Raw genomic sequence first — 22,883 nt, 5'->3', positions numbered from 1 at the left:
ACGCCATGCAGCCTGACGCCCAGTTCCGCAAGTCCCTGCGTCTCTGGCATGTGGTGATCATCGGCCTGGCCTACCTCACCCCGATGACCGTGTTCGACACCTTCGGCATCGTCTCCGGCATCACCGCCGGACACGTGCCCAGCGCCTACCTCCTGGCCCTGGCCGGCATCCTGTTCACAGCCGTGAGCTACGGCACCCTGGTGCGGCGCTTCCCGCAATCGGGCTCGGCCTATACCTACACCCAGCGTGCCATCAATCCGCACGTGGGCTTCCTGGTGGGCTGGTCATCCCTGCTGGACTACCTGCTGCTGCCCATGGTCAACGCGCTGCTGGCCAAGCTCTACCTGTCGGCGATGTTCCCCGAGGTGCCGGCCTGGGTGTGGGTGGCCGGTTTCGTCACCCTGATCAGCCTGATCAACATGCGCAGCGTCAACCTGGTGGCGCACTTCAACCTGCTGTTCGTCGCCGTGCAGGTGGCGATCATCGGCGTGTTCATCTACCTGTGCTGGCGTGGCCTGGACCACGGCGAGGGGCTGGGCACCGCCTGGAGCCTGGTGCCGTTCGCCGACGACCAGACCCAGTTCGCCGCCCTGGCCGCCGGCGCGACCATCCTGTGCTTCTCGTTCCTGGGCTTCGACGCGGTGACCTGCCTGTCGGAAGAGACCCGCGACCCGGGCAAGACCATCCCACGAGCGATCTTCCTCACCGCGCTGATCGGCGGCGTGGTGTTCATCGGCGTGTCCTACTTCATCCAGGCCTACTTCCCCACCATGGCGCGCTTCCATGACCAGGAAGCGGCCCTGCCGGAAATCGCCCTGTATGTCGGCGGCAAGCTGTTCCAGTCGATCTTCATCGCCTGCACGGTGATCAACACCATCGCCTCGGGCCTGGCCTCGCAGACCAGTGTGTCGCGCCTGCTGTACGTGATGGGCCGCGACAACGTGATCCCGGCCGGGGTATTTGCCCGCCTGCACCCGCGCTACAAGACCCCGGTGCTGAACATCGCCGTGGTCGGCCTGATCTCGCTATCGGCGATCTTCTTCGACCTGGTCACCGCCACCTCGGTGATCAACTTCGGCGCGCTGGTGGCGTTCAGCTTCGTCAACCTCTCGGTGATCAACCACTGCTATATCCGCGAAGGCCGCAACAAGGGCCTGACGAACAACCTCAAGTATCTGGTGGCGCCGACGATAGGCTTCTGCATCATCGTCTCGCTGTGGCTGGACCTGAACGAACACTCGTTGTTGTTCGGCGGTGTCTGGGCCCTGCTTGGCGTGCTCTACCTGGCCTGGCTGACCAAGGCCTTCAGGGTCGCGCCACCGAACTGCATCGCCGACTGACCCCGCCGACGCCCGCCTGACCGCGGGCGTCCTGTTTGCCCGAGAAGGAAAAGCCCATGTTGCTGCGCCGTCTCTCCATCCAGTGGAAGATCACCCTGCTTGCCGGCCTCTGCCTGCTGGCCATCGTCGCCCTGCTGGTGGCCACCTCGCTCACCCAGGCCCGGCGCAGCGCCGAGCAGGTGTTCCAGGCCAACACCGAGCTGCTCGACCACAGCGCCCGCCTGCGCCTGCAGGCCCACGGCGAGACCCAGGCCCTGCGCATCCAGCGCTACTTCATGGACGCCTACCAGTACGGCAACGGCTTCGCCCGCCTGGTACAGGCACTCAAGGCCCGTGGCGGCGCCGACCTGCGCGCCGACCTCAGCCGCGAGGCGCGCACCGCCCTGGCCGGCAACGCCGACCTGATCGGCCTGTACCTGGTGTTCCAGCCCAACGCCCTGGACCAACAGGACGCCCGCTTCGCCGGCCAGGTCGACAACGGCAGCAACGACAGCGGCCGCTTCTCCCTGTACTGGTCGCAGCCCAGCACCGGCAACCTCGAGGTGGAGGCGATGCCCGAGTCGATGCTCGCCGACACCAGCATCGGCGCCAACGGTTCGCCCTACAACCGCTGGCTGACCTGCCCGCTTGAGACCGCCAAGGCCTGTGTGCTCGACCCGTACTTCGACGAGGTCAACGGCCACCAGGTACTGATGACCAGCATCGCCCTGCCGCTGCTGGAAAACGGCAAGGTGGTGGGCGTGGTCGGCCTGGACATCGGCCTGGACAATCTGCAGCAACTGAGCCTGGCCGGCCGCCAGGAGCTGTTCGATGGCCAGGGCCAGGTCAGCATCGTCAGCCCTTCGGGCCTGCTCGCCGGCCACAGCCAGGACGCCAACCAGCTGAGCAAGACCGTGGAGCAGGCCTTCGGCGCCAGCGCCACCGCGCTGGCCGGCCCGCTGCGCGCCGGCCAGGCGGTCGAGCGTCTGGACGATGGCACCATGCGCATTTCCCGCCCTTTCGCCCCAATCCCCGGCGCGGCGCCGTGGCAGGTCCTGCTTGAGCTGCCCGAGCAGGTGCTGCAGGCTCCCGCCGTCGCCCTCAACCAGCGCCTGGACAGTCAGAACCAGAGCGCCAACCTGGTCAGCCTGCTGATTGGCCTGGGCGCCGCCGTGCTGGGGCTGCTGCTGGTGTGGCTGACCGCCCGTGGCGTGACCCGGCCGATCCTGGCCGTGGCCGCCCGCCTGAAGGACATCGCCAGCGGCGAAGGCGACCTGACCCGGCGCCTGGACTACGCCCGCGACGACGAACTGGGCCAGCTGACCGGCTGGTTCAACCGTTTCCTCGACAAGCTCCAGCCGGTGATCGCCCAGCTCAAGGGTTCCCTGCAGGAGGCCCGTGGTACGGCCGACCAGTCGGCGCTGATCGCCAGCCAGACCAGTGACGGCATGCAGCAACAGCACCGCGAGATCGAGCAGGTGGCCACCGCCGCCAACGAGATGAGCGCCACTGCCCACGACGTCGCCCACAATGCCGCCCAGGCAGCGCAAGCCGCACGCGGCGCCGACCAGGCGACCCGTGATGGCCTGGCGCGGGTGGCCGCCACCCGCGAGGCGATCGGCGAGCTGGCCGGTGGCATGGACGCGGCCATGGACGAGGCCCGGGCCCTGGAAAGCCGCGGCGAGCAGATCGGCTCGGTGCTCGAGGTGATCCGTGCCATCGCCGAGCAGACCAACCTGCTGGCACTCAACGCCGCCATCGAGGCCGCCCGCGCTGGTGAAGCCGGGCGTGGTTTCGCAGTGGTCGCCGACGAGGTGCGCAACCTGGCCCAGCGTACGCAGGTGTCGGTGGAGGAGATCCGCCAGGTGATCGAGGGGCTGCAGCAAGGCACCCAGGACGTGGTCGGCGCGATGCACGCCGGCCAGCGCCAGGCCCAGGACAGCGCCGCGCAGATGGAGCAGACGCTGCCGGCGCTGCAGCGGATCGGTGAGGCGGTGGCGGTGATCACCGACATGAACCTGCAGATCGCCTCGGCGGCCGAGGAACAGAGCGCCGTGGCCGAGGAGGTCAACCGTAACGTGGCGGGGATACGTGATGTGACCGAGTCGCTGGCCGGACAGGCCGATGAGTCGGCGAGGATCAGCCAGGCGCTGAACCGCCTGGCCAACCAACAGCAGGTGTTGATGGAGCAGTTCCGGGTGTAGCCGTTGCTTGATCTTGATCTTGATCTTGATCTTGATCTTGATCTTGATCTTGATCTTGATCGCAAGGCTAACCCCCTCCCCACGAGCGATAGCTACGCCAGCCCAGGCGCCGCCCGTACCTTCGCGACTTCAGGAGGCCGAACGCAGGACTTGCGGAGGGAGGTGACGGGCATGGATGCCCGTCAAGCGCTGGGGCCCAGGATGGGCCCTGCAGCGCGGTCCTCCCGGGAGCAAGGCCGGAGTGAGGGGACCCGGAGCGAAGCGTAGGGCCGGATGAATGGAGCGAGGATTTTTTGGTTCCTTTTTGATCCTTCAAAAAGGAACTCGCCGTAAGGGCCATCCCTTTCAAGGTCTTTTGGTTTTAGCGGCCTTGATGACCCGATCCGTCGAAACGTGGGCATGCACAGCCGTACCTTGCACCCAGGCCTTCGCTTTGGGCACCTTGGGGCCTCGTGGACTTTTCACGACCTGTTTGGGCTGGATGTTTCTGGCTAGCTCCAGCAGGCGCTGGGCCAGTTTGTCTATCGGTACAACTGGCATGTACTCGGATGGCAGGGCAATCTGCATGCCTTCGTAACCCCCTCTGATCTGCACCGCCAAGTGATAGATCGAGGCTTCCCAATTATCGGGCAAGGCATCCCGATGGGCCTGCTCAACACTACGTTTGAGCAAGGCCAGAACGTTGTATGCCAGAACGGCAGTGGTGAAGCCAAGCAAGGCAGCTCGCGGGCTGCCAAGGGTTTCAATTTCACTTTCCAGAATCGCTTCCAGTCGCTGAAACATCCCTTCGATGCTCCAGCGACGGCGATAGAAGTCTGCGATTTGTTGTGCACTGATGCTCTCGGGCAGATTGCTCCAGAACATCAAGCTGTTATCACCTGAGTCGTTTGGCGAATGAAGTGTCAACTCGACACGTCGCCAGCAGTGCCCGCCTTTTACTTCGATGGATTGCTCGCGCACTGTGCCTGTTGCTACCGGCATCGGTGCTTGCCACTCACCTTCTTGGATCAAGCGGGGATGTTTGGCTTGCTGGCGAATGACAAATGATGTGCTCACCTGTTCGCACGCCTCCATGACAGGCAGCGTGCAGTAGAGGCGATCAGCGACCCAGACCTGATTGGCCTTTGCTTGAGCCAGTAACGGCAAGACACAGACGCGCTCACTTGCGTAGGCGTCTTCACACGGTTGGAGGTCGATCACCTGATCCAGATCGGGATCGTAGACCACTACCGAGAACCCGGGGCGAGCCGCCCCACGCTCTTGGCGCAACGCACCAAGACGCTTTTCGGTGGAGGCCAGGTGGCTTCCATCGACTATCCGAACTTGCCAATCAGGAAGCATGGCTGAATAGCCCAACTCATGGATTGTCGGCGCCAAGCGCTGCGCACAGCCTGTCACCAGAGCACGCAACAGGGCAGGTTCGGTTCGACTGATCTTGTCGTAAAGGGCCGCCAGACTGACGGGAAGGTCGTCTAGTTGTCTCGCGGCAGCATGTAAGGATGGCTTCAAGCCCAGAGAAACAAGCGACATCAGCTTGACGATGGTCGAGAACAGCAATTCGCGAGAATACTGCCGTTGCCGGTGCTCCTCGAAAACCTGATCGACCCACTCCGGCGCAATGGCCTGCTCCAAGGCAAGTTTGGCCATTACGCTGGCGGGTGCTTTTTTCTCGAATCGCGCTAGTACATCAGCCCACATCGTTCGGGTCTTCCTGACTGGATTTCAGTGGATTCTACCGAAGACCTTGAAAGGGATGGCCGTAAGGGCGAAAAGGTGACTATGCGTCGACATCGCAAATGAATGCACTTACAACTATTAAAACCGACGCCGACCGCATTTGACTTTGACTTTGACTTTGACTTTGACTTTTAGAGCATGAGTTTTGAAATTTATATGCGCATTCATTTGCGATGGTGACGCATAGTCACCTTTCCGCCCTTACGGCGGGTCCCTTTTTGAAGGATCAAAATCTATGGTCACCCCGTTTTCTGCAATACTGTTCATCAGATGAAATGGATGGCTTGCGTAAATCTATCCGGCGTCTGATGGGCTCGTATCCGCCCGCGCCACGATGAGCGTTCGCACCTGACAATCCTTAAAAAGTAAGCGGCTTCCAAGAGCCATTTTTGATCCCAGGATCATCGTCAGGCCGATCGGCCGTTTGTTTCATCTGTTGTACAGCTATCGCAAAACCTGATGGTGAAACACGGTGCAGCACTACGGGGTCAGGCGTTCATGGCGCCTGGCTCCGTTTTATATTGCGTGTGCCGAGTGGTAATGGCCCAAGCGATGCGTGCCAGTTTGTTGGCCAACGCGCAGGCCACCACGTTGGAGTGACGTCGAGCGAGCAGTGAGCGCACCCAATCGGCTAATGGGCCTTTCTGGTACTTCAAACGCATCAGGTAAACCCGTGCGCATTGCACCAGCAAGCGTCGAAGGTTCTTGTCGCCGCGCTTGCTAATCCCCAGCAAATTCTGTCTGCCACCGGTACTGTACTGACGGGGCACCAGACCTACAGAGGCCGCAAAGTCCCGGCTACTGCCGTATTGCTGGCCATCGCCCATTTCCACAGCCAGCAGGCTGGCGGTGATCGGTCCGACACACGGAATACTCAGCAAACGACTACCCAGATCATCGTCAGTCAGCTGGCTCACCAGCTCTTCGTCCAACAACTTGATCTGCTCGCTCAGGTAGACGAAATGCTCATGTAGCCGCTGCAACAATGCGACAAGACGTACAGGCAAGTCGTGCTCTTCAAGCACAGAAGCGAGGCGTTTGACCACTGCCAGTCCGGTCGGCAGGCTGACGCCGAATTCGAGCAGGAACCCATGCATCTGGTTCACCGTCTTGGTTCGGTCGCGGATCAATGATTCACGCATCCGATGAGAAACAGAGAGCGTTTGCTGCTCAGGCGATTTTGGCGTCACAAAGCGCATGGAAGGCCGGGAAGCAGCTTCGCAGATGGCTTGCGCATCAACGAAGTCGTTTTTGTTGCTCTTGACGAAAGGCTTAACAAACTGAGGCGAGATCAGCTTGGCTTCATGCCCCATCGCCGTGAGTTCTCGAGCCAGATAGTGCGAACCGGCACAGGCCTCCATCACCACCGTGCAGGGAGGATGATTGGCCAGAAACCGCATCATCTGCAGCCTTGAGCACTTCTTGCGCGATACCTCTTTGCCGAACTTGTCCTGGGCATGCAGGTGGAAGGTATGTTTGCCGATGTCGATGCCGATCAGTGTCACGGTGCTCATGATGACGGTCTCCGAAGAAAAAACACCCTGCGAAAGCGTACGCCTCGCAGGGTGCCGGGGTGACCATCTCATTAAGGAACCAAAAAATCCTCGCTCCATTCATCCGGCCCCTACGCTTCGCTCCGGGGTCCCCTCGCTCCGTTCTTGCTCCCGGGAGGACCGCGCTGAACGCCCCATCCTGGGGCGCAGCGCTTGACGGGCATCCATGCCCGTCACCTCCCTTCGCAAGAACTCCGCTCGGCCTCCTGAAGTCGCAATTGGTGTTGCCTGATCTACCGCGCGTTTAGAAGCAAAAGCAAACAGCAACAACGAGAGCGAACAACAAGAACGAACAACAAGAGCAAGTTACTCGCATCTCACTCGTCGGTCTCTCCGGGACTTTCATGAATTGTTAACGATCTTTTCACGCGGCCCCCTTTAGCGTCGCCTGCCAACCAATCCGGCAGGCAACCGCTCTCTGAGGCATACGTGTCCCGTACAACTCCCCCCGCCCGCAAATCCATCGACTGGCCCGGCCTCGGCTGGCTCCTGCTGTTCTTCTGGTACTTCTCCGGCATCACCCAGGCCCTGCTGTTGTTCAGCGGCACCACCGGCTTCGCCGGCTTTCGCGACGCCCTGTTCCTCAGCAGCCTGTGGCTGGCCCCAGTACTGCTGCTGCCGCGCCTGACCCGCCCCCTCGCCGCCCTGATCGGGCTGGTGTTGTGGGCCAGCTCGCTGGTCGGCCTGAGCTATTTCGGCATCTACCGCCAGGAGTTCTCGCAAAGCGTCATCTTCGTGATGTTCGAGTCCAACACCGCCGAAGCCGGGGAATACTTCAGCCAGTACTTCAGCGTCTGGCTGTGCCTGGGGCTGCTACTCTACAGCGCGATCGCCGTGCTGCTGTGGCGGCGCATCCGCCCGGTCACCCTGCCACGGTACAGCCGCTTGCCGGTGGTCGCCGTGCTACTGACGGCAACCCTGGGCTACCCGTTCTACAAGCAGATGGTCTCCCAGCAACGCAGCTTCGCCGACGCCCGGGAAAAGGTCGAGCAGCGCATGGCGGCCGCAGTGCCCTGGCAACTGGTGGTCGGCTACCGGCAGTACCGCCAGCAGCTGGACAACATGCAGGCCCTACTGGAGCAGAACGCCGCCCTGCCGCCGTTGCAGGACCTCAAGGACAACAGCGGCGACGCGCCACGCACACTTGTGCTGGTACTGGGCGAGTCCACCACCCGCGAGCACATGCACCTGTACGGCTACGACCGTGACACCACGCCGAACCTCGATGCCCTGGCCGCCCGCGACAAGGGCCTCACCGTGTTCCGCAACGTCGTCTCACCACGCCCGTACACCATCGAAGTGATGCAGCAGATCCTCACCTTCGGCGATCAACAGCACCCTGACCGTTTCCTCACCGATCCGTCGCTGATCAACCTGATGAAACAGGCTGGCTACAAGACCTTCTGGATCACCAACCAGCAGACGATGACCAAGCGCAACACCATGCTCACCACCTTCTCGCAGCAGACGGACGTGCCGGTCTACCTGAACAACCAGCGCAACCAGAACGCCAGCCAGTACGACAGCGTGGTGCTGGAGCCTTTCGAAAAGGCCCTGCAGGACCCGGCCAGCAAGAAGCTGATCATCGTTCACCTGCTCGGCACGCACATGGATTACCGCTACCGCTATCCGGCCGGCTTCGACCACTTCAAGGACAACACCGGCGCGCCGGCGGCGCTGTCTCCCGACCAGGTACAGACCTACAACTTCTATGACAACGCCGTGCGCTACAACGATTTCGTCGTGTCCGACCTGATCAAGCGCTATTCGGCCAGCACACCGAACGGCTTCCTGCTGTACCTCTCCGACCATGGCGAGGACGTCTACAGTTCAGGCAATCATGATCGCCTCGGCCGCAACGAGGCCAACCCGACCCGGCCGATGTACACCATCCCCTTCCTGCTCTGGACCTCGCCCAGCTGGCAGGCGGCGCACCCGCGCGACCTGCAGTCGATGGTCAACCGCCCCTACAGCAGCGCACACCTGATCCACACCCTGTCCGACCTGGCGGGCCTGAGCTACGACCGCTACGAGCCGGCCAAAAGCCTGGTCAACGAAGCGTTCACCGCCAGCCCACGCTGGATCGGCGACCCGTACGCGAAAAACGGGCTGCACGAGTTCGACAACCTGCCCGGCACCCGAGTGAAGCAGGAACAGCGGACCGCCAGCAGCGGCACGGTTCGCCCTGACGAAGGCTGACAGCCCGCGACAAGGCTGCCCCTCATACCAATCCCTCCGCTTGAAGGGACACGCCCCCAAAACCGATATCTGGTCTCTCAGATATCGGTTTTTTGTTGCATCAATGATGAATAAATTTCCGCCATATTGTTTCGTACATTTCATGACAAATACAAAACGACAATATTCCACTTCAGAATGACGTCACTGCATCTCAGCAAATACTGGAAACTCAGATGAATGCGTGCGAATACCCGCTTGGGCACATGAACAAAACGACGAAATTAAACATTCCAAAATGGAATGATGTAGCAACTAATTGTCGTTTGTTGAGAACGCCTTTCAACGCCAATACTGATTTCAATCAATGCAATCGCGAGCGCCGCGGCACTGGAGAAGCCGCCGGCCGACCGGCGCCCAAACCGCGCCCGTCACCTGCAACTGGAAGTGGTCAGATCACAACAAAAACAACAACTCACCCGAATGCAGATCCAATAGGTTGCCCATGACCCATTCGAACAACAACGCAAGTTTGACTGCCGCAACCCCGCCTTCCGGACACCTCAAACGCACCCTTACCAGCCGCCACCTGAACATGATCGCCATCGGCGGCTCCATCGGCACCGGCCTGTTCGTCTCCTCCGGCGCCACCATCGCCCAGTCCGGCCCCGGCGGCGCGCTGCTGGCCTTCGCGGTGATCGGCCTGATGGTCTACTTCCTGATGACCAGCCTCGGTGAAATGGCCGCGTGCATGCCGGTCAGCGGCTCGTTCTCCACCTACGCCTCGCGCTACGTGGAAGAAAGCTTCGGCTTCGCCCTGGGCTGGAACTACTGGTACTCCTGGGCCGTGACCATCGCCGTGGACCTGGTGGCCGTGCAGATCATCATGCTCTACTGGTTCCCGGACACGCCCGGGGTGATCTGGAGCGCGGCCTTCCTGGTGCTGCTGTTCGCCCTCAACGTCGCCTCGGTGCGCTTCTTCGGCGAGGCGGAATTCTGGTTCGCCCTGATCAAGGTCATCACCATCATCATCTTCATCGCCGTGGGCGTACTGATGCTCATGGGCATCCTCGAAGGCGGCCAGGACGGCGGCGCCCACCTCTGGCAGATCGGCGACGCGCCCATCGCCGGCGGCCTGCCGGCGCTGATCGGCGTGGCGATGATCGTCGGCTTCTCGTTCCAGGGCACCGAGTTCGTCGGCATCGCCGCCGGCGAAACGGAAAACCCGGGGCGCAACATTCCCAAGGCCGTGCGCCAGATCTTCTGGCGCATCCTGCTGTTCTACGTGCTCACCATCGTCGTGATCGGCCTGCTGATCCCCTACACCGATCCACGACTGCTCAAGGATGGCCTGTCTGACGTCACCATCAGCCCGTTCACCCTGATCTTCGCCAAGGCCGACATGCTCGCCGCCGCCGCCGTGATGAACGCAGTGATCCTGACCTCGGTACTGTCTGCCGGCAACTCAGGCATGTACGCCTCCTCGCGCATGCTCTACAGCCTGGCGCTGGAGCGCAAGGCGCCGGCCATCTTCGCCCGGGTCACCCGCAGCGGCACGCCGGTCTGGGCGCTGCTGGCCACCGCCGCGGTCGCCGGCCTGTGCCTGCTGAGCTTCCTGTTCAGCCCCGGCAAGCTCTACCTGTGGCTGCTCAACACCTCCGGCATGCTCGGCTTCATCGCCTGGCTGGGCATCGCGATCAGCCATTACCGCTTCCGCCGCGGCTACCTGTTCCACGGCAACGACCTGGCGAAACTGCCGTACGTGTCGAAGTACTTCCCATTCGGCCCGCTGTTCGCCTTCGGCCTGTGCATGGTGGTGATGCTCGGGCAGAACTACCAGGCATTCATCGGCGGGCAGATCGACTGGATCGGCGCCTTCGCCACCTACGTCGGCCTGGTGCTGTTCGTGGTGGTCTGGTTCGGCCACAAGTTGGTCACAGGTTCCAGGGTGGTGCGCTACAGGGAAATGGACTTCTCCAGCATCGAGATGCGCAAGGCCGAACGCAGCAAGGCAGAGCCCGCCGGCGATGCGCTCGCGGCCAGCCAGCAGCCCGCCTGAACACTCCATTGGCGGACCCGCCCCGGTCCGCCCACCACTGCTCCGGGACCCTGATGAACAGCACCTTCGACTCCTACTACGAAGCCACCGCCAGCAGAACCTTCTATCCCGCTCAAAGCGGACGCACCGATACGCGTGTGTGCATCCTCGGTGGCGGCCTGGCCGGACTGTCGACCGCGATAGGGCTGGCCGAGCGCGGGGTGAGCGATGTGACGCTCCTCGAGTCGCAACGCGTCGGCCACGGCGCCTCAGGACGCAACGGCGGCTTCGTCTTCGGCGGCTACAGCCTCGGCAACGCCGACCTGCTGTCGGCCCTGGGCGCCCACGAGGCACGCAAGTTGTATCGGCTGACACTCGACGCCGTCGATCTGATCCGCGAGCGCACCCGCCGCTACACCATCGATTGCGACCTGGTCGACCAGGGCGTGATCCTCGCCAACTGGTTCAACGACCCGTCGCGCCTGGAGAAACCGCGCCAGCTGATGAAGCAGGCCTATGGCGTCGACTGGGAATACATCGCACCCGGCGACCTGAAGGAACAGCTCAGGACCGAGCGCTATTACGGCGGGTTGCTGGAGCGCAACGCATTCCACTTCCATCCGCTCAAGTACGTCTGCGGCATTGCCCAGGCCGCCACCCAGGCCGGGGTGACGATCTTTGAGCAGTCGCCGGTGACCAGCATCGAGAAGAAGGCCGGTGGCTACATCGTGCGCACCGGCCAGGGCGAAGTCCATGCCGAGGAAGTGGTGTTCTCCGCAGGGGGCTATGCCCGCGGCGTCTACGCCCCGATCGAACGCGCCGTGCTGCCGATCGCCACCTACGTGGTGACCACACCGCCATTGGGCGCACGCCTGCCGGATGCCATCAACTGCCAGTCGGCCATCTACGACACTCGCTTCGCCTTCGATTACTACCGCCCGCTGAAAGACACCCGGATCCTCTGGGGCGGACGCATCTCCATCCTTGATCGCGGCCCGCAGGCCATCGCCAAGCTGCTCAAGGCCGACCTGGTGAGCGTCTATCCGCAACTCGAGGACGTTGAGCTGGAATATTCCTGGGGCGGCCTGATGAGCTATGGGCGCCACCAGATGGCGCAGATCGGCCAGGACGCCAACGGCATCTGGCACGCCGTCGGTTTCGGTGGCCATGGCATGGCACCGACCACGGTCGCCGGCGAAGTCCTGGCGGACGCCATCGCCCGCCGCCTGCCGATACCGAGCGGTTTCAGCCAGTTCGGCCTCGACCGCACCTTCGGGATTGCCGGCCTGGTGGCAGCGCAGGCCACCTACACCGCCTACCAGGCGCGCGATGCCTTCGATGCGCGACGCCTGAACCGTTGACGGTGAGTCAGCCCACTTTTCGATAGGCATGAAAAAGCCCGCCATGAAGGCGGGCTTTTTCGTACAGCATATGGTGGGTCGTGTAGGATTCGAACCTACGACCAATTGGTTAAAAGCCAACTGCTCTACCAACTGAGCTAACGACCCGTTGGATGGCGCGTATATTACTGATTTCTCAGAGGAAATCAACACCCCATCGCAAAATTTTTCAGAAATACCGGGTGGGATCCTCTACGCCGGCCGCCTTGAAGCCGTCGGCACGCAGGCGGCAGCTGTCGCACTTGCCGCAGGCACGCCCGTCGTCGTCGGCCTGGTAGCAGGAAACGGTCAGGCTGTAGTCCACGCCACGGGCGATCCCCGCCTGGACGATCTGTGCCTTGCTCAGGTTCTGCAACGGTGCCTGGATGCGGAAGCCCTGCCCCTCCACACCCGCCTTGGTGGCCAGGTTGGCCATGCGCTCGAAGGCTTCGACGAATTCCGGGCGGCAGTCCGGATAACCGGAATAGTCCACGGCGTTGACACCGATGAAGATGTCACGGGCTTCGAGCACCTCCGCCCAGCCCAGGGCCAGGGACAGGAACACGGTGTTGCGAGCCGGCACGTAGGTGACCGGAATCCCCTCGCTCGGCGCCTCGGGCACATCGATGCTGCTGTCGGTCAAGGCCGAGCCACCGATGCCGTCGAGGTTCAGGCCGATCACCTTGTGTTCGACCACGCCCAGGTCACGGGCCACCCGTGCCGCGGCGTTGAGCTCGGCGCGATGGCGCTGGCCGTAGTCGAAACTCATGGTGTAGCACTGGTAGCCGTCGGCCTTGGCCATGGCCACCACGGTGGCCGAGTCCAGGCCACCGGACAACAGGATTACCGCGCGTTTGTCAGTCATGTCTTGCTCCTCAACGTCCGGGTTCGTCGTTCCACAGCAGCTTGTGCAGCTGCAGCTGGAAACGCACGGGCAGGTTGTCGGCGACGATCCAGTCGGCCAGGTCGGTGGCGCTCACCTGATGGTGGCTGGGCGAAAACAGCACCTCCCCGGCACGCTCGGCCAGGTTGTACTGAATCAGCTTGGAAACCGCCCAATCGTAGTCCTCGCGGGAACAGATGACGAACTTGACCTGGTCATTGCCGGTCAGCAGCTCGATGTTCTCGTAGCGGTTACGATGGGACTCTTCCGAGCCTGGGGTCTTGAGGTCGACCACGCGGCTGACGCGAGTGTCGACGCCACTGATGTCGAGGGCGCCGCTGGTTTCCAGCGACACGTCATAACCGGCGTCGCACAGGCGCTGCAGCAACGGCAGCGCGTTGGGCTGGGCCAGCGGCTCGCCGCCGGTCACGCAGACGTAGCGCGGCTTGAAGCCGGCGACCTGCTCGAGGATCGAATCAAGGGTGCGAATAGTGCCGCCACTGAAGGCGTAGGCACTGTCGCAGTACTGGCAGCGCAGGGGGCAACCGGTCAGGCGCACGAAAACCGTGGGCAGCCCGGCCGTTCGCGTTTCACCCTGCAACGAGTAAAACACTTCGGTGATGCGTAATGTGTCTTGCATGATCGCCACGGGCGTGACAGCTGAACAGGCTGTCCGCCTCCGTCAGGCACTGTCGCGGACTCGACATGGCGTTATCCGCGGCAGCGTGTTTACGAAAAAAGGGCCGTGATTCTAACGAAAAAACCCGCGACAGGCGCGGGTTTCTTCATCAACGGGTCGCTCAGAGCTTCTGCAGGTCGCGCTGGGCCAGTTGTGCGGCGGAAGTGCCGGGGTACTGGGTGATGACCTGCTGCAGGATGCCCTTGACCTTGTCGGTGTGGCCCATGCGGCGCTCGACATCGGCCAGCTTGTACAGCGAATCTGGCACCTTGCTGTGTTTCGGGTACTTCTGACCGACTTCGGCGAAGGCCTGGCTGGCGCCTTGCAGGTCGCCCTTGGCCAGGTTGACCTCGCCGAGCCAGTACTGGGCATTGCCGGCGTACTGGCTGTTGGGGTACTTGCGCAGGAAGGCGTTGAAGGCCTGGCTGGCCTTGTCGAAGTCCTTCTGCTTGATCAGGTCGAAAGCGGCGTCGTAATACAGCTTCTCTTTCGCCGGATCACCCGGCTCGCTGCTGGCGGCCGGTGGCTGCGCGGCGCTGGCGCCGGCAGCGGCACCCGTGGCTGCGTTGTTCGCGCCACCGGTGGAGGAATTGTCTGGAGTCGCGGCAGGCGCGGCACCGCTGCTGAGGCGGCGATCGAGATCCTGGTAGCGCTCGAGGTTTTCCTGCTTCATGCGCGACACATCGTTCTGCAACTCTTCGATGATGCCTTGCTGGCGGGAAATCTGGTCCTGCATCTGCTGCAGCTGCATGAACAGCTGGCCATTTGCAGAAGCAGGGGCCGAAGCCCCTGCTCCGGCATAGGCGCCGCTCGTGCCATAACCCGCAGGTGGATAGCCACCCGCGTTGTCATCTACTACGGGAACCGCAGCCCACGCCGAAAGGGGCAGGCTGAGTGCGAGGACGGTTACAGCACGACGGCACATACGCATAAGAACTTACTTACGCAGTTCTACGCGGCGGTTCTGAGCCCAGGACTGCTCGTCGTTGCCGGTGGCAACTGGACGCTCTTCGCCGTAGGAAACCAGTTCCAGCTGAGCAGGGGAAACGCCCTGCAGAACCAGGTAGCGCTGAACGGCCTTGGCACGACGCTCACCCAGAGCCATGTTGTACTCGCGGGTGCCGCGCTCGTCGGTGTTGCCTTCCAGAACAACGCGGTTGCCGTTGGCTTTCAGGTCCTTGGCGTGAACGTCCAGGGAGCGCATGGCTTCTGGCTTCAGATCCGAGCTGTCGTATTCGAAGTAGAAGGTGGTGATTGCGCGCAGGGCGGCTTCTTCGCTCAGGGAGCCGTCGACAGCGCCAGTGTTGGCACCGTAGCCAGCGTTCGGGTCAACAGCGCCTTCACCAGCGTTGTCACCGCCTTTCGAGGAGCAACCTACAGCTACGGCCATGGCCAGAGCCAGCGCAGCGAATTTACCAAACTTCAGCATTTCCATCGTGAAACTCCTAATGAAACCCCAGTGTGTTAAGCAAAACGTGTTACGCCGCAATCAGTTCAGGTAAGGGGACCAGGACGGTTCTCTGACTTCGCCTTGAGCGGTAGGAAGCGGGAGCCTCACGCGGCCGTTAAGCGACACGAGCATCAAGACTCCCCGGCCCTGCTGGCGGGTGGCGTAGATTAGCATGGTGCCGTTTGGCGCAACAGTGGGAGACTCATCAAGACTGGTCTCGGTGAGAATCTTTACACTTCCGCGTTGCAGGTCCTGGGCGGCCACCTTGAAGTTGGTGAAGCCCTGCTGGCGATGGATCATCACCAGGGTCTTCTCGTCCGCCGACAGTTTCGGGTTGGCGTTGTAGTTACCCACGAATGTCACGCGCTCGGCGCCACCGCCACCGACCGACTGCTTGTAGATCTGCGGCTTGCCGCCACGGTCGGAGGTGAAGTACAGGGTGTTGCCATCCTTGCCCCAGAACGGCTCGGTGTTGATGCCCGGGCCTGCGGTCACGCGAGTGATCTGGCGCGAAGCCACGTTCATCACGTAGATGTCCGGGTTGCCGTCCTTGGACAGCACGAACGCCAGGCGGGTGCCGTCAGGCGACCAGGCCGGGGCGCCGTTCAGGCCCTCGAAGTTGGTGATCTGCTCGCGGCGACCGGTGTCGATGTGCTGGATGAAGATGCGCGGGCGCTTCTGCTCGAACGAGACATAGGCGATACGCTTGCCATCCGGCGCGAAACGCGGCGACAGGATTGGTTCACGCGACTGCAACAGGGTCACTGCACGGGCACCGTCGTAGTCCGAACGCTGCAGGGTGTAGCGGGTGTTGTTGGTCGAGAAACGCTCGGCGGTCACGTACAGCATGCGGGTGGAGAACGCACCCTTGATGCCGGTGAGTTTCTCGAACGACTGGTCGGCGATGTAGTGGGCCATGTCGCGCAGCTGGTCGACGCCGCCGGCAACGCTGCCGGTCAGCACTTGCTGTTCGGTGGCGACGTTGAACAGCGCATAGCTCACCTGCAGGCGGCCACCGGCCGGAACGATGCTGCCGACCATGACGTACTGGGCGCCCAGGGCTTTCCAGTCACGGAAGATCACTTCGCTGGCCTGGGTCGGCAGGCTGATCATGTTCTGCCGCGGGATCGGCCCGTAGTAGCCGGAGTTGCGCAGGTCGTTGCTGATGATGTCAGCCATGTCTTCGGGCAGCACGCTGCCGCCCTGCACGCCGAACGGCACTACCGCAATGGGAGTTGCCCGGTCGCTACCGCTGGTGACCAGGATGTTCTTTTCTTCTGCCATGGCCATGCCTGCCACGCAGCAGAGCAAGACCAGGAGTCCTCTCAGACGTTTAATCACAACGCTAGATCCTCAGGTGTAAATGTCATCTTGAATGAACGATACGGATTGAAATCGCTCGGCTTCAAGCCCTGCATCTCGGTCAACCGACCAATGTTCTTCACTGCGGCCACGGCCGAGCTGTCGAACGGACCGTCGCCGCTGGACTTGGCCACACTCACGTTGGTGATGGTGCCGTCCGGCAGCATGTTGATCTGCAGAACTACCGTCATGCCCTTGCGCGCAGATGGCGGACGCGCCCAACCTTCGGCCGCGCGCATGCGGATCAGGTCGTCGAAGTCGCCGGCCACCTGATCACCCTGCTCGTCGGCCAGCGCCTGCTGCCGCTCGGTGGTGTCGGACAACAGCTCGGCGAGCGCCTGGGCCTTCTTGTCTTCCGCCGCCTTGCGGGCCGCTTCCTGTGCCTTTTTCTTCTGGGCGTCTGCTGCGGCCTTTTTCTTGGCCTCTTCAGCTGCCTTCTTCTTCGCGTCCTCGGCCGCCGCTTTCTTCTTGGCGTCCTCGGCTGCTTTTTTCTTCGCGTCTTCGGCGGCTTTCTTCTTCGCCTCTTCCGCAGCTTGTTTCTTGGCTTCTTCCTCGGCCTGCTTCTTGGCCTCTTCCTCAGCCTTCTTCTTGGCGATGTCGGCCTGCTGCTTTTCAGCGGCCTTCTTCGCCTCCTCGGCTTTCTTGGCCTCGGCGGCTTTCTTCTGCTCGGCGGCCTTGGCGGCCTCCTCAGCCTTCTTCGCCTCGGCGGCTTCGCGAGCCTCCTCGGCCTTTTGAGCGGCGTCGGCTTTCTTTTGTTCCGCGGCCTTCACGGCCTCCTGCTCGACCTTCTTCTGCTCCAGCTGCTCGACCTCGGTCTGGCGCGAAGCAGTCTTCTTCGCCTCCCCGGCAATCTTCTGATTGGTCTGGGTGGTCGCCTGGCTCTTGGACTTGAGCTGGTAGAGCGTGGCCTGGACGATGGGCTTGGATGGTGGCAGCTCGGGGGTCATGGCAAAGCTGACGAACAGCATGCCGAACACCAGCACATGCAGGCCAATGGCCCAGACACTGGGCCAGAAGTAGCTTTCCGAGGCGGATGGCTCTCGCTGCTGCATCAGGGCGCCTCGGTAATCAGGCCAACGTTACCGACACCGGCCTTCTGCAACCCGCCCATGGCGCCCATGACCGCGCCGTAGTCGACGGCCTTGTCGCCACGGATGAAGACCTGGGTCTGCTTGCCCTGGTCACGGCCGGCGGCAATGATCTTGGTCACCGCACCGGTCATTTCCGGCAAGGTCATGGCCTTGTCCATCTGCTTGTCGGTGTCGACTTCGCTGCCAAGGTTCCAGTAGTAGGTCTTGTCGGCCTTGATCGAGATGGTCAGGACCTGGACGTTGTTGTCCTGCGGCAGGGCTTCGCTGGAAACCTTGGGCAGATCCACCTTCACGCCCTGGTTGAGCATGGGGGCGGTCACCATGAAGATGACCAGCAGCACCAGCATCACGTCGATGTAGGGCACCACGTTCATCTCGGCGACCGGCTTGCGTTTGTGGCGAACTCGGGCCATGGGTTTCTACCTGATCACTCTTCGCTGGTGTGTACTTTGCGGTGCAGGATCGCCTGGAACTCGTCGGCGAAGGTGTAGTAGCGGCCAATCAGCACTTCACTGCGCGCGGCAAAACGGTTGTAGGCGATAACGGCCGGGATCGCGGCGAACAGGCCGATCGCGGTGGCGATCAGGGCCTCGGCGATACCGGGAGCCACGGTCGCCAGGGTCGCCTGCTGGGCGCTGGCCAGGCCACGGAACGAGTTCATGATGCCCCACACGGTACCAAACAGACCGATGTACGGGCTGGTTGAACCGACGGTCGCCAGGAACGGCAGGCTCTGCTCGAGCTTTTCTTCCTCGCGGGAAATGGCCACGCGCATGGCACGACCGACACCTTCCATGACCGCGTCAGGGTCAACGCCCGGCTGCTGGCGCAGACGCGAGAATTCCTTGAAGCCGGCGCGGAACACCTGCTCGACGCCCGAGTCCGGATCGGGGTTGCTGCCCGCCTGGCGGTACAGCTTGGACAGGTCGATGCCCGACCAGAAGCGCTCTTCGAAAGCGTCCAGTGCACGACGACCGGCGCGCAGCATGGTGCTGCGCTGGAAGATCATGATCCAAGAGGTCACCGAGGCTGCCACGAGGGTCAGCATTACCAGCTGAACCACGACACTGGCATTGGCGACCAGGCTCCACATGGAGGTATGGTCGACGACGTTTGCTTCCACGCTTATTCTCCTGCGTTCGATTGAGTACCCGCGCCGTCCGCCAGGAATGCGTCGCGCAGTTCTGGGGGAATGGCCCGGGGTTTGAAAGTGTCGGCGCGCACGGCGGCCACCAGGAACTGCCCCTCGCAGAGCAGCACTTCATCCTGTGTTCGCCACACCTGCTGCACGAAGCGCAGGCTGGCACGATTCAATTCAAGCACTTGCGCGGTCACCCGCAGCTCATCGTCCAGGCGGGCCGGCGCGTGATAGCGCGCCTCGCTGGAATGGACCACGAACAGCAGGTTGTCCTGCGCCAGCTGGACCTGGGAGAACCCCAGGTGACGCAGCCGCTCGGTGCGGGCGCGCTCCATGAACTTGAGGTAGTTGACGTAATACACCACGCCACCGGCGTCGGTATCCTCGTAATAGACGCGACAGCGGTGTGCGAACGGTTCCAGCCCATTTTGCGCGCGCATACTCTAGTGGTTACTCCTGAACTTGCCAATCCGCCCCGGCAACTGTTTTTGCATCGATAATGTCGTATTGCCAGCGAGCCTGCGCCGTGCCAGCGGTAGGACCATGAAAAACCCGATTCGATCTGTCATTCGTCGTCCTGGGCGGCATATTCGCCACCTTCGCAGAAACGCCCGGGGATGTTCAGGCCGAAATGCAGGTAGGCGTGTCGGGTCACCACGCGGCCTCGCGGGGTACGCATGATGTAACCCTGCTGGATCAGATAGGGCTCGAGCACGTCCTCGATGGTGTGACGCTCCTCGCCGATCGCCGCGGCAATGTTGTCGAGCCCCACCGGACCGCCGTCGAACTTCTCGATCATGGTCAGCAACAGACGCCGGTCGGAGTGATCGAAGCCACGTTCGTCGACATCCAGCAGGTTCAGCGCCATATCCGCGACGGCCTTGGTGATCTCGCCCTTGCCGCGCACTTCGGCAAAGTCGCGCACCCGCCGCAGCAGGCGGTTGGCGATCCGCGGCGTGCCCCGCGCCCGACGGGCGATCTCGAAGGCGCCCTTGTCGTCCATCGGCAGCCCGAGAATACCGGCCGAACGGCTGACGATGGTGGCCAGGTCCTTGTTGCTGTAGAACTCCAGGCGCTGGACGATGCCGAAACGGTCACGCAGCGGATTGGTCAGCATGCCGGCTCGGGTGGTGGCGCCAACCAGGGTGAACGGCGGCAAGTCGAGCTTGATCGAGCGCGCGGCCGGCCCTTCGCCGATCATGATGTCGAGCTGGAAGTCTTCCATCGCTGGGTACAGCACCTCCTCGACCACCGGCGACAACCGGTGGATCTCGTCGATGAACAGCACGTCATGGGGCTCGAGGTTGGTCAGCATCGCCGCCAGGTCGCCCGGGCGCTCGAGAATCGGGCCCGAGGTGCTCTTGACCGACACGCCCATTTCCTGGGCGATGATGTTGGCCAGGGTGGTCTTGCCCAGGCCTGGCGGGCCGAAGATCAGGGTGTGGTCGAGGGACTCGTTGCGCCCGCGCGCCGCCTGGATGAACAGCGCCATCTGCTCGCGCACCACCGGCTGGCCGATGTACTCGTCCAGGCGCAGCGGGCGGATCGCGCGGTCCTGGACTTCTTCACGGTCGCGGCCACTGGCGGCGATCAGGCGGTCGGTCTCGATCACTTGGCAATCATCCCTTTAAGGCTGCGACGGATCAGCTCCTCGCTACTGAGGCCCGCCTTGTCCTTGATCGCGGCAATCGCCTTGCTCGCTTCCTGTGGCTTGTAGCCCAGGGAGACCAGGGCGCTGACCGCGTCGGCCTCGGCCGAGGACTCACTGGCGACCGGCAGCGGGCCGTCGGAGACCAGGGTGAACATCGCCGGGGAGGTTTCCCAGGCCTTGAAGCGGTCCTTGAGTTCGACCAGCAGGCGTTCGGCGGTTTTTTTGCCGACACCGGGCACACGCACCAGGACCGAGGCGTCCTGGGCCTGCACGCAGCGCACCAGTTCGTCCACTTCCAGGCCGGACATCAGCGCCAGCGCCAGCTTCGGCCCCACGCCGTTGAGACGGATCAGCTCGCGGAACAGCTCGCGCTCGCGCTTTTCGGCAAAACCATAGAGCAGGTGGGCATCTTCGCGCACCACCAGGTGGGTGTGCACGGTCACTGGCTCGCCGACCTTGGGCAGGCGGTACAGGGTAGTCATCGGCACTTCCAGCTCGTAGCCCACGCCGTTGACGTCGATAATCAGGTGCGGCGGCTGTTTTTCCGCCAGGGTGCCACGCAAACGTCCAATCACGTTCCGATCCTTCCTCTCGGGCGCCGGTCGAAAACCGGTCCACCCTATCAGCAAATGCGCCGGGAGCGCGCGTCACCCGGACAAAATGTGTATCAGCGCATGAAGCGGTTACAGACGCAAGCGTCCGCCGCGCCGCCGCGCCGTCGCCAACCCATGGGGAATCAGGCTGGAACGGGTATGGGCGTGGCACAGGGCGATGGCCAGGGCGTCGGAGGCGTCGATCTGCGGCTTCTGGGTCAGCTTGAGCAGGTGCATGACCATCATCATCACCTGCTCTTTATTGGCCCCGCCGGTGCCGGCCACGGCCTGCTTGACCTGGCTGGCGCTGTACTCGGCGATCTCCAGGCCCGCCTCGGCCGCGGCGACGATGGCCGCGCCCCGGGCCTGGCCCAGCTTGAGCGCCGAATCGGCGTTGCGCGCCATGAACACCCGCTCGATGCCCATGGTCACCGGACCATGCTCGCGGATGATCTCGCTCACCCCGCGAAAGACGATCTGCAGACGCTCGGGCAGCTCGCCGCCACCGGTGCGGATACAGCCCGAGGCCACATACTCGCAACCACGGGCGGTCTGGCGGACCACGCCGAAGCCAGTGATGCGCGAGCCGGGGTCAATACCAAGAATCAGAGTCATAGTGTCTGTGAAAAAATTGGTGCATCTCTGCAAACTGTCCCGGCCCTTTCGCGGGTAAACCCGCTCCCACAGGTACTGCACCACATTCAGAGTCGGTGCAGTACCTGTGGGAGCGGGTTTACCCGCGAAAGAGCCGGGACAGGCGCTGACAAATTCAAAGAACCGGCAGGGATCGCCAGAACACCTTAGCCGAGGCTTTCCATGATCTCATCCGAGATCTGCGCATTGGAGTAGACGTTCTGCACGTCATCCAGGTCCTCGAGCATGTCGATCAGCTTGAGCACCTTCTCCGCGCCGTCCTTGTCCAGCTCTGCACTGGTAGTCGGCTGCATCACGATCTCGGCGTCCGAGGCCTTGAAGCCGGCCTCTTCGAGCGCATTGCGCACGGCATAGAAGCTGTTGAACGAGGTGAACACCTCGAAGGAGCCATCGTCGTTGGCCACCACGTCGTCGGCGTCGGCCTCCATCGCGGCTTCCATCAGCGCGTCCTCGTCGACCGCAAGCTCGGCGGCGAAGCTGATCTGCCCCTTGCGCTCGAACAGGTAGGCGACCGAGCCGTCGGTGCCCAGGTTGCCACCGCACTTGGTGAAGGCATGACGCACGGCGGCGGCGGTACGGTTGCGGTTGTCGGTCATGGCCTCGACCATGATCGCCACGCCGCCCGGGCCGTAGCCCTCGTAGCTCAGCTCTTCGACGTTGTCGCTTTCGTTGGTGCCGGCACCACGGGCCACGGCGCGATCGATGATATCGCGGCTCATGTTGGCACCCAGGGCCTTGTCCAGCGCCAGGCGCAGCCGCGGGTTGGAGGCCGGGTCAGGGCCGCCCTGCTTGGCCGCGACGGTCAGTTCGCGGATCCACTTGGTGAAGACCTTGCCTCTCTTGGCATCCTGGCGCTCTTTGCGGTGCTTGATGTTCGCCCACTTGGAATGACCAGCCATAACGACTCCGAATCCTTGAAACAGAAACAGGTTCCGCCCCGAAGGGCGGAACGTGAAGAATCCTGCGCATCAAGC

Annotated in this window: 20 protein-coding genes, 1 tRNA gene and 1 pseudogene; 6 read left to right on the top strand and 16 right to left on the bottom strand. The window is 62.7% G+C overall.

Annotated features, from left to right (window positions below; genetic code table 11):
- Positions 1-5: 5 nt before the first annotated feature.
- From VUG52_RS06630 to VUG52_RS27210, 3 genes and pseudogenes are all read left to right on the top strand, one after another.
- A complete protein-coding gene (locus VUG52_RS06630) occupies positions 6-1,340 on the top strand; it encodes an APC family permease (RefSeq protein ID WP_050704275.1) in 1,335 nt (444 codons plus the stop codon).
- A 56-nt stretch (positions 1,341-1,396) separates the two neighbouring features.
- Positions 1,397-2,665 (top strand): annotated as a pseudogene (locus VUG52_RS27215) (PDC sensor domain-containing protein); the annotation flags it as partial.
- Between the two features lie 102 nt (positions 2,666-2,767).
- The gene (locus tag VUG52_RS27210) at positions 2,768-3,523 is read left to right on the top strand and encodes a methyl-accepting chemotaxis protein (protein WP_371263126.1); all 756 of its coding nucleotides are present in this window, start codon (positions 2,768-2,770) and stop codon (positions 3,521-3,523) included.
- A gap of 345 nt (positions 3,524-3,868) precedes the next feature.
- Here VUG52_RS27210 and VUG52_RS06620 read toward each other — a convergent pair whose 3' ends face one another.
- The gene (locus tag VUG52_RS06620) at positions 3,869-5,170 is read right to left on the bottom strand and encodes an IS4 family transposase (protein WP_050707627.1); all 1,302 of its coding nucleotides are present in this window, start codon (positions 5,168-5,170) and stop codon (positions 3,869-3,871) included.
- A 578-nt stretch (positions 5,171-5,748) separates the two neighbouring features.
- Positions 5,749-6,774 (bottom strand): IS110 family transposase, encoded by a 1,026-nt coding sequence (locus VUG52_RS06615; protein ID WP_050707629.1) that lies wholly within the window; start codon positions 6,772-6,774, stop codon positions 5,749-5,751.
- A gap of 468 nt (positions 6,775-7,242) precedes the next feature.
- Between VUG52_RS06615 and VUG52_RS06610 the strand changes: the two genes are divergently transcribed.
- From VUG52_RS06610 to VUG52_RS06600, 3 genes are all read left to right on the top strand, one after another.
- Positions 7,243-9,012 (top strand): phosphoethanolamine transferase CptA, encoded by a 1,770-nt coding sequence (locus VUG52_RS06610; protein WP_050705286.1) that lies wholly within the window; start codon positions 7,243-7,245, stop codon positions 9,010-9,012.
- 484 nt (positions 9,013-9,496) lie between these two features.
- Entirely contained in the window at positions 9,497-11,050 is a 1,554-nt protein-coding gene (locus VUG52_RS06605) for an amino acid permease (RefSeq protein ID WP_050705285.1), read from the top strand.
- 53 nt (positions 11,051-11,103) lie between these two features.
- Complete coding sequence (locus VUG52_RS06600) at positions 11,104-12,390, top strand: NAD(P)/FAD-dependent oxidoreductase (RefSeq protein WP_050705284.1); 1,287 nt, start codon at positions 11,104-11,106, stop codon at positions 12,388-12,390.
- A gap of 71 nt (positions 12,391-12,461) precedes the next feature.
- Here the strand turns inward: VUG52_RS06600 and VUG52_RS06595 are convergent.
- The 14 genes from VUG52_RS06595 to VUG52_RS06530 all read right to left on the bottom strand — a co-directional run bounded on the left by VUG52_RS06595 (position 12,462) and on the right by VUG52_RS06530 (position 22,808).
- Positions 12,462-12,537 (bottom strand) — tRNA-Lys (locus tag VUG52_RS06595).
- Between the two features lie 61 nt (positions 12,538-12,598).
- On the bottom strand, positions 12,599-13,273 hold the full coding sequence (queC, locus tag VUG52_RS06590) for a 7-cyano-7-deazaguanine synthase QueC (protein WP_050704481.1): 675 nt from the start codon (positions 13,271-13,273) through the stop codon (positions 12,599-12,601).
- Between the two features lie 10 nt (positions 13,274-13,283).
- Positions 13,284-13,931, bottom strand: coding sequence for a 7-carboxy-7-deazaguanine synthase QueE (gene queE, locus VUG52_RS06585; RefSeq protein ID WP_050704519.1), 648 nt, complete (start codon positions 13,929-13,931; stop codon positions 13,284-13,286).
- A 160-nt stretch (positions 13,932-14,091) separates the two neighbouring features.
- Entirely contained in the window at positions 14,092-14,901 is an 810-nt protein-coding gene (gene ybgF, locus VUG52_RS06580) for a tol-pal system protein YbgF (protein WP_050704480.1), read from the bottom strand.
- A 6-nt stretch (positions 14,902-14,907) separates the two neighbouring features.
- Positions 14,908-15,405, bottom strand: coding sequence for a peptidoglycan-associated lipoprotein Pal (pal, locus tag VUG52_RS06575; RefSeq protein ID WP_028690581.1), 498 nt, complete (start codon positions 15,403-15,405; stop codon positions 14,908-14,910).
- A gap of 54 nt (positions 15,406-15,459) precedes the next feature.
- Positions 15,460-16,710, bottom strand: a complete 1,251-nt coding sequence (gene tolB, locus VUG52_RS06570; protein WP_050704479.1) for a Tol-Pal system beta propeller repeat protein TolB — start codon at positions 16,708-16,710, stop codon at positions 15,460-15,462.
- A 47-nt stretch (positions 16,711-16,757) separates the two neighbouring features.
- The gene (tolA, locus tag VUG52_RS06565) at positions 16,758-17,834 is read right to left on the bottom strand and encodes a cell envelope integrity protein TolA (RefSeq protein WP_050704478.1); all 1,077 of its coding nucleotides are present in this window, start codon (positions 17,832-17,834) and stop codon (positions 16,758-16,760) included.
- Positions 17,834-18,286 (bottom strand): protein TolR, encoded by a 453-nt coding sequence (gene tolR / locus VUG52_RS06560; RefSeq protein WP_011535155.1) that lies wholly within the window; start codon positions 18,284-18,286, stop codon positions 17,834-17,836. Before tolR ends, tolA begins: the two co-directional genes overlap by 1 nt.
- Before the next feature lie 14 nt (positions 18,287-18,300).
- Complete coding sequence (gene tolQ / locus VUG52_RS06555) at positions 18,301-18,996, bottom strand: protein TolQ (RefSeq protein WP_023628695.1); 696 nt, start codon at positions 18,994-18,996, stop codon at positions 18,301-18,303.
- A 2-nt stretch (positions 18,997-18,998) separates the two neighbouring features.
- Positions 18,999-19,451, bottom strand: coding sequence for a tol-pal system-associated acyl-CoA thioesterase (ybgC, locus tag VUG52_RS06550; RefSeq protein WP_050704477.1), 453 nt, complete (start codon positions 19,449-19,451; stop codon positions 18,999-19,001).
- 125 nt (positions 19,452-19,576) lie between these two features.
- Positions 19,577-20,623, bottom strand: coding sequence for a Holliday junction branch migration DNA helicase RuvB (gene ruvB / locus VUG52_RS06545; RefSeq protein WP_011535158.1), 1,047 nt, complete (start codon positions 20,621-20,623; stop codon positions 19,577-19,579).
- The gene (gene ruvA / locus VUG52_RS06540; protein WP_011535159.1) at positions 20,620-21,237 is read right to left on the bottom strand and encodes a Holliday junction branch migration protein RuvA; all 618 of its coding nucleotides are present in this window, start codon (positions 21,235-21,237) and stop codon (positions 20,620-20,622) included. Before ruvA ends, ruvB begins: the two co-directional genes overlap by 4 nt.
- Positions 21,238-21,345: 108 nt before the next feature.
- The gene (gene ruvC, locus VUG52_RS06535) at positions 21,346-21,870 is read right to left on the bottom strand and encodes a crossover junction endodeoxyribonuclease RuvC (protein ID WP_050704476.1); all 525 of its coding nucleotides are present in this window, start codon (positions 21,868-21,870) and stop codon (positions 21,346-21,348) included.
- Between the two features lie 185 nt (positions 21,871-22,055).
- Complete coding sequence (locus VUG52_RS06530; protein ID WP_050704475.1) at positions 22,056-22,808, bottom strand: YebC/PmpR family DNA-binding transcriptional regulator; 753 nt, start codon at positions 22,806-22,808, stop codon at positions 22,056-22,058.
- Positions 22,809-22,883: the final 75 nt, after the last annotated feature.

This window comes from Pseudomonas sp. LH21 (genome assembly GCF_036549575.1).
Lineage (GTDB): Bacteria > Pseudomonadota > Gammaproteobacteria > Pseudomonadales > Pseudomonadaceae > Aquipseudomonas > Aquipseudomonas peradeniyensis.
This window is presented reverse-complemented; position numbering and strand designations above follow the sequence as displayed.

Bases quoted from the DNA above. Each gene is read 5' to 3' on its own strand.
- VUG52_RS06605 (WP_050705285.1), top strand. From the start codon at position 9,497: ATGACCCATTCGAACAACAACGCAAGTTTGACTGCCGCAACCCCGCCT.
- ybgC (WP_050704477.1), bottom strand. From the start codon at position 19,451: ATGCGCGCGCAAAATGGGCTGGAACCGTTCGCACACCGCTGTCGCGTC.
- VUG52_RS06530 (WP_050704475.1), bottom strand. From the start codon at position 22,808: ATGGCTGGTCATTCCAAGTGGGCGAACATCAAGCACCGCAAAGAGCGC.
- VUG52_RS06600 (WP_050705284.1), top strand. From the start codon at position 11,104: ATGAACAGCACCTTCGACTCCTACTACGAAGCCACCGCCAGCAGAACC.
- tolA (WP_050704478.1), bottom strand. From the start codon at position 17,834: ATGCAGCAGCGAGAGCCATCCGCCTCGGAAAGCTACTTCTGGCCCAGT.
- pal (WP_028690581.1), bottom strand. From the start codon at position 15,405: ATGGAAATGCTGAAGTTTGGTAAATTCGCTGCGCTGGCTCTGGCCATG.
- VUG52_RS06620 (WP_050707627.1), bottom strand. From the start codon at position 5,170: ATGGCCAAACTTGCCTTGGAGCAGGCCATTGCGCCGGAGTGGGTCGAT.
- VUG52_RS27210 (WP_371263126.1), top strand. From the start codon at position 2,768: ATGCAGCAACAGCACCGCGAGATCGAGCAGGTGGCCACCGCCGCCAAC.
- queC (WP_050704481.1), bottom strand. From the start codon at position 13,273: ATGACTGACAAACGCGCGGTAATCCTGTTGTCCGGTGGCCTGGACTCG.
- tolR (WP_011535155.1), bottom strand. From the start codon at position 18,286: ATGGCCCGAGTTCGCCACAAACGCAAGCCGGTCGCCGAGATGAACGTG.
- ruvC (WP_050704476.1), bottom strand. From the start codon at position 21,870: ATGACTCTGATTCTTGGTATTGACCCCGGCTCGCGCATCACTGGCTTC.
- ybgF (WP_050704480.1), bottom strand. From the start codon at position 14,901: ATGCGTATGTGCCGTCGTGCTGTAACCGTCCTCGCACTCAGCCTGCCC.
- queE (WP_050704519.1), bottom strand. From the start codon at position 13,931: ATGCAAGACACATTACGCATCACCGAAGTGTTTTACTCGTTGCAGGGT.
- VUG52_RS06630 (WP_050704275.1), top strand. From the start codon at position 6: ATGCAGCCTGACGCCCAGTTCCGCAAGTCCCTGCGTCTCTGGCATGTG.
- tolB (WP_050704479.1), bottom strand. From the start codon at position 16,710: ATGGCCATGGCAGAAGAAAAGAACATCCTGGTCACCAGCGGTAGCGAC.
- VUG52_RS06615 (WP_050707629.1), bottom strand. From the start codon at position 6,774: ATGAGCACCGTGACACTGATCGGCATCGACATCGGCAAACATACCTTC.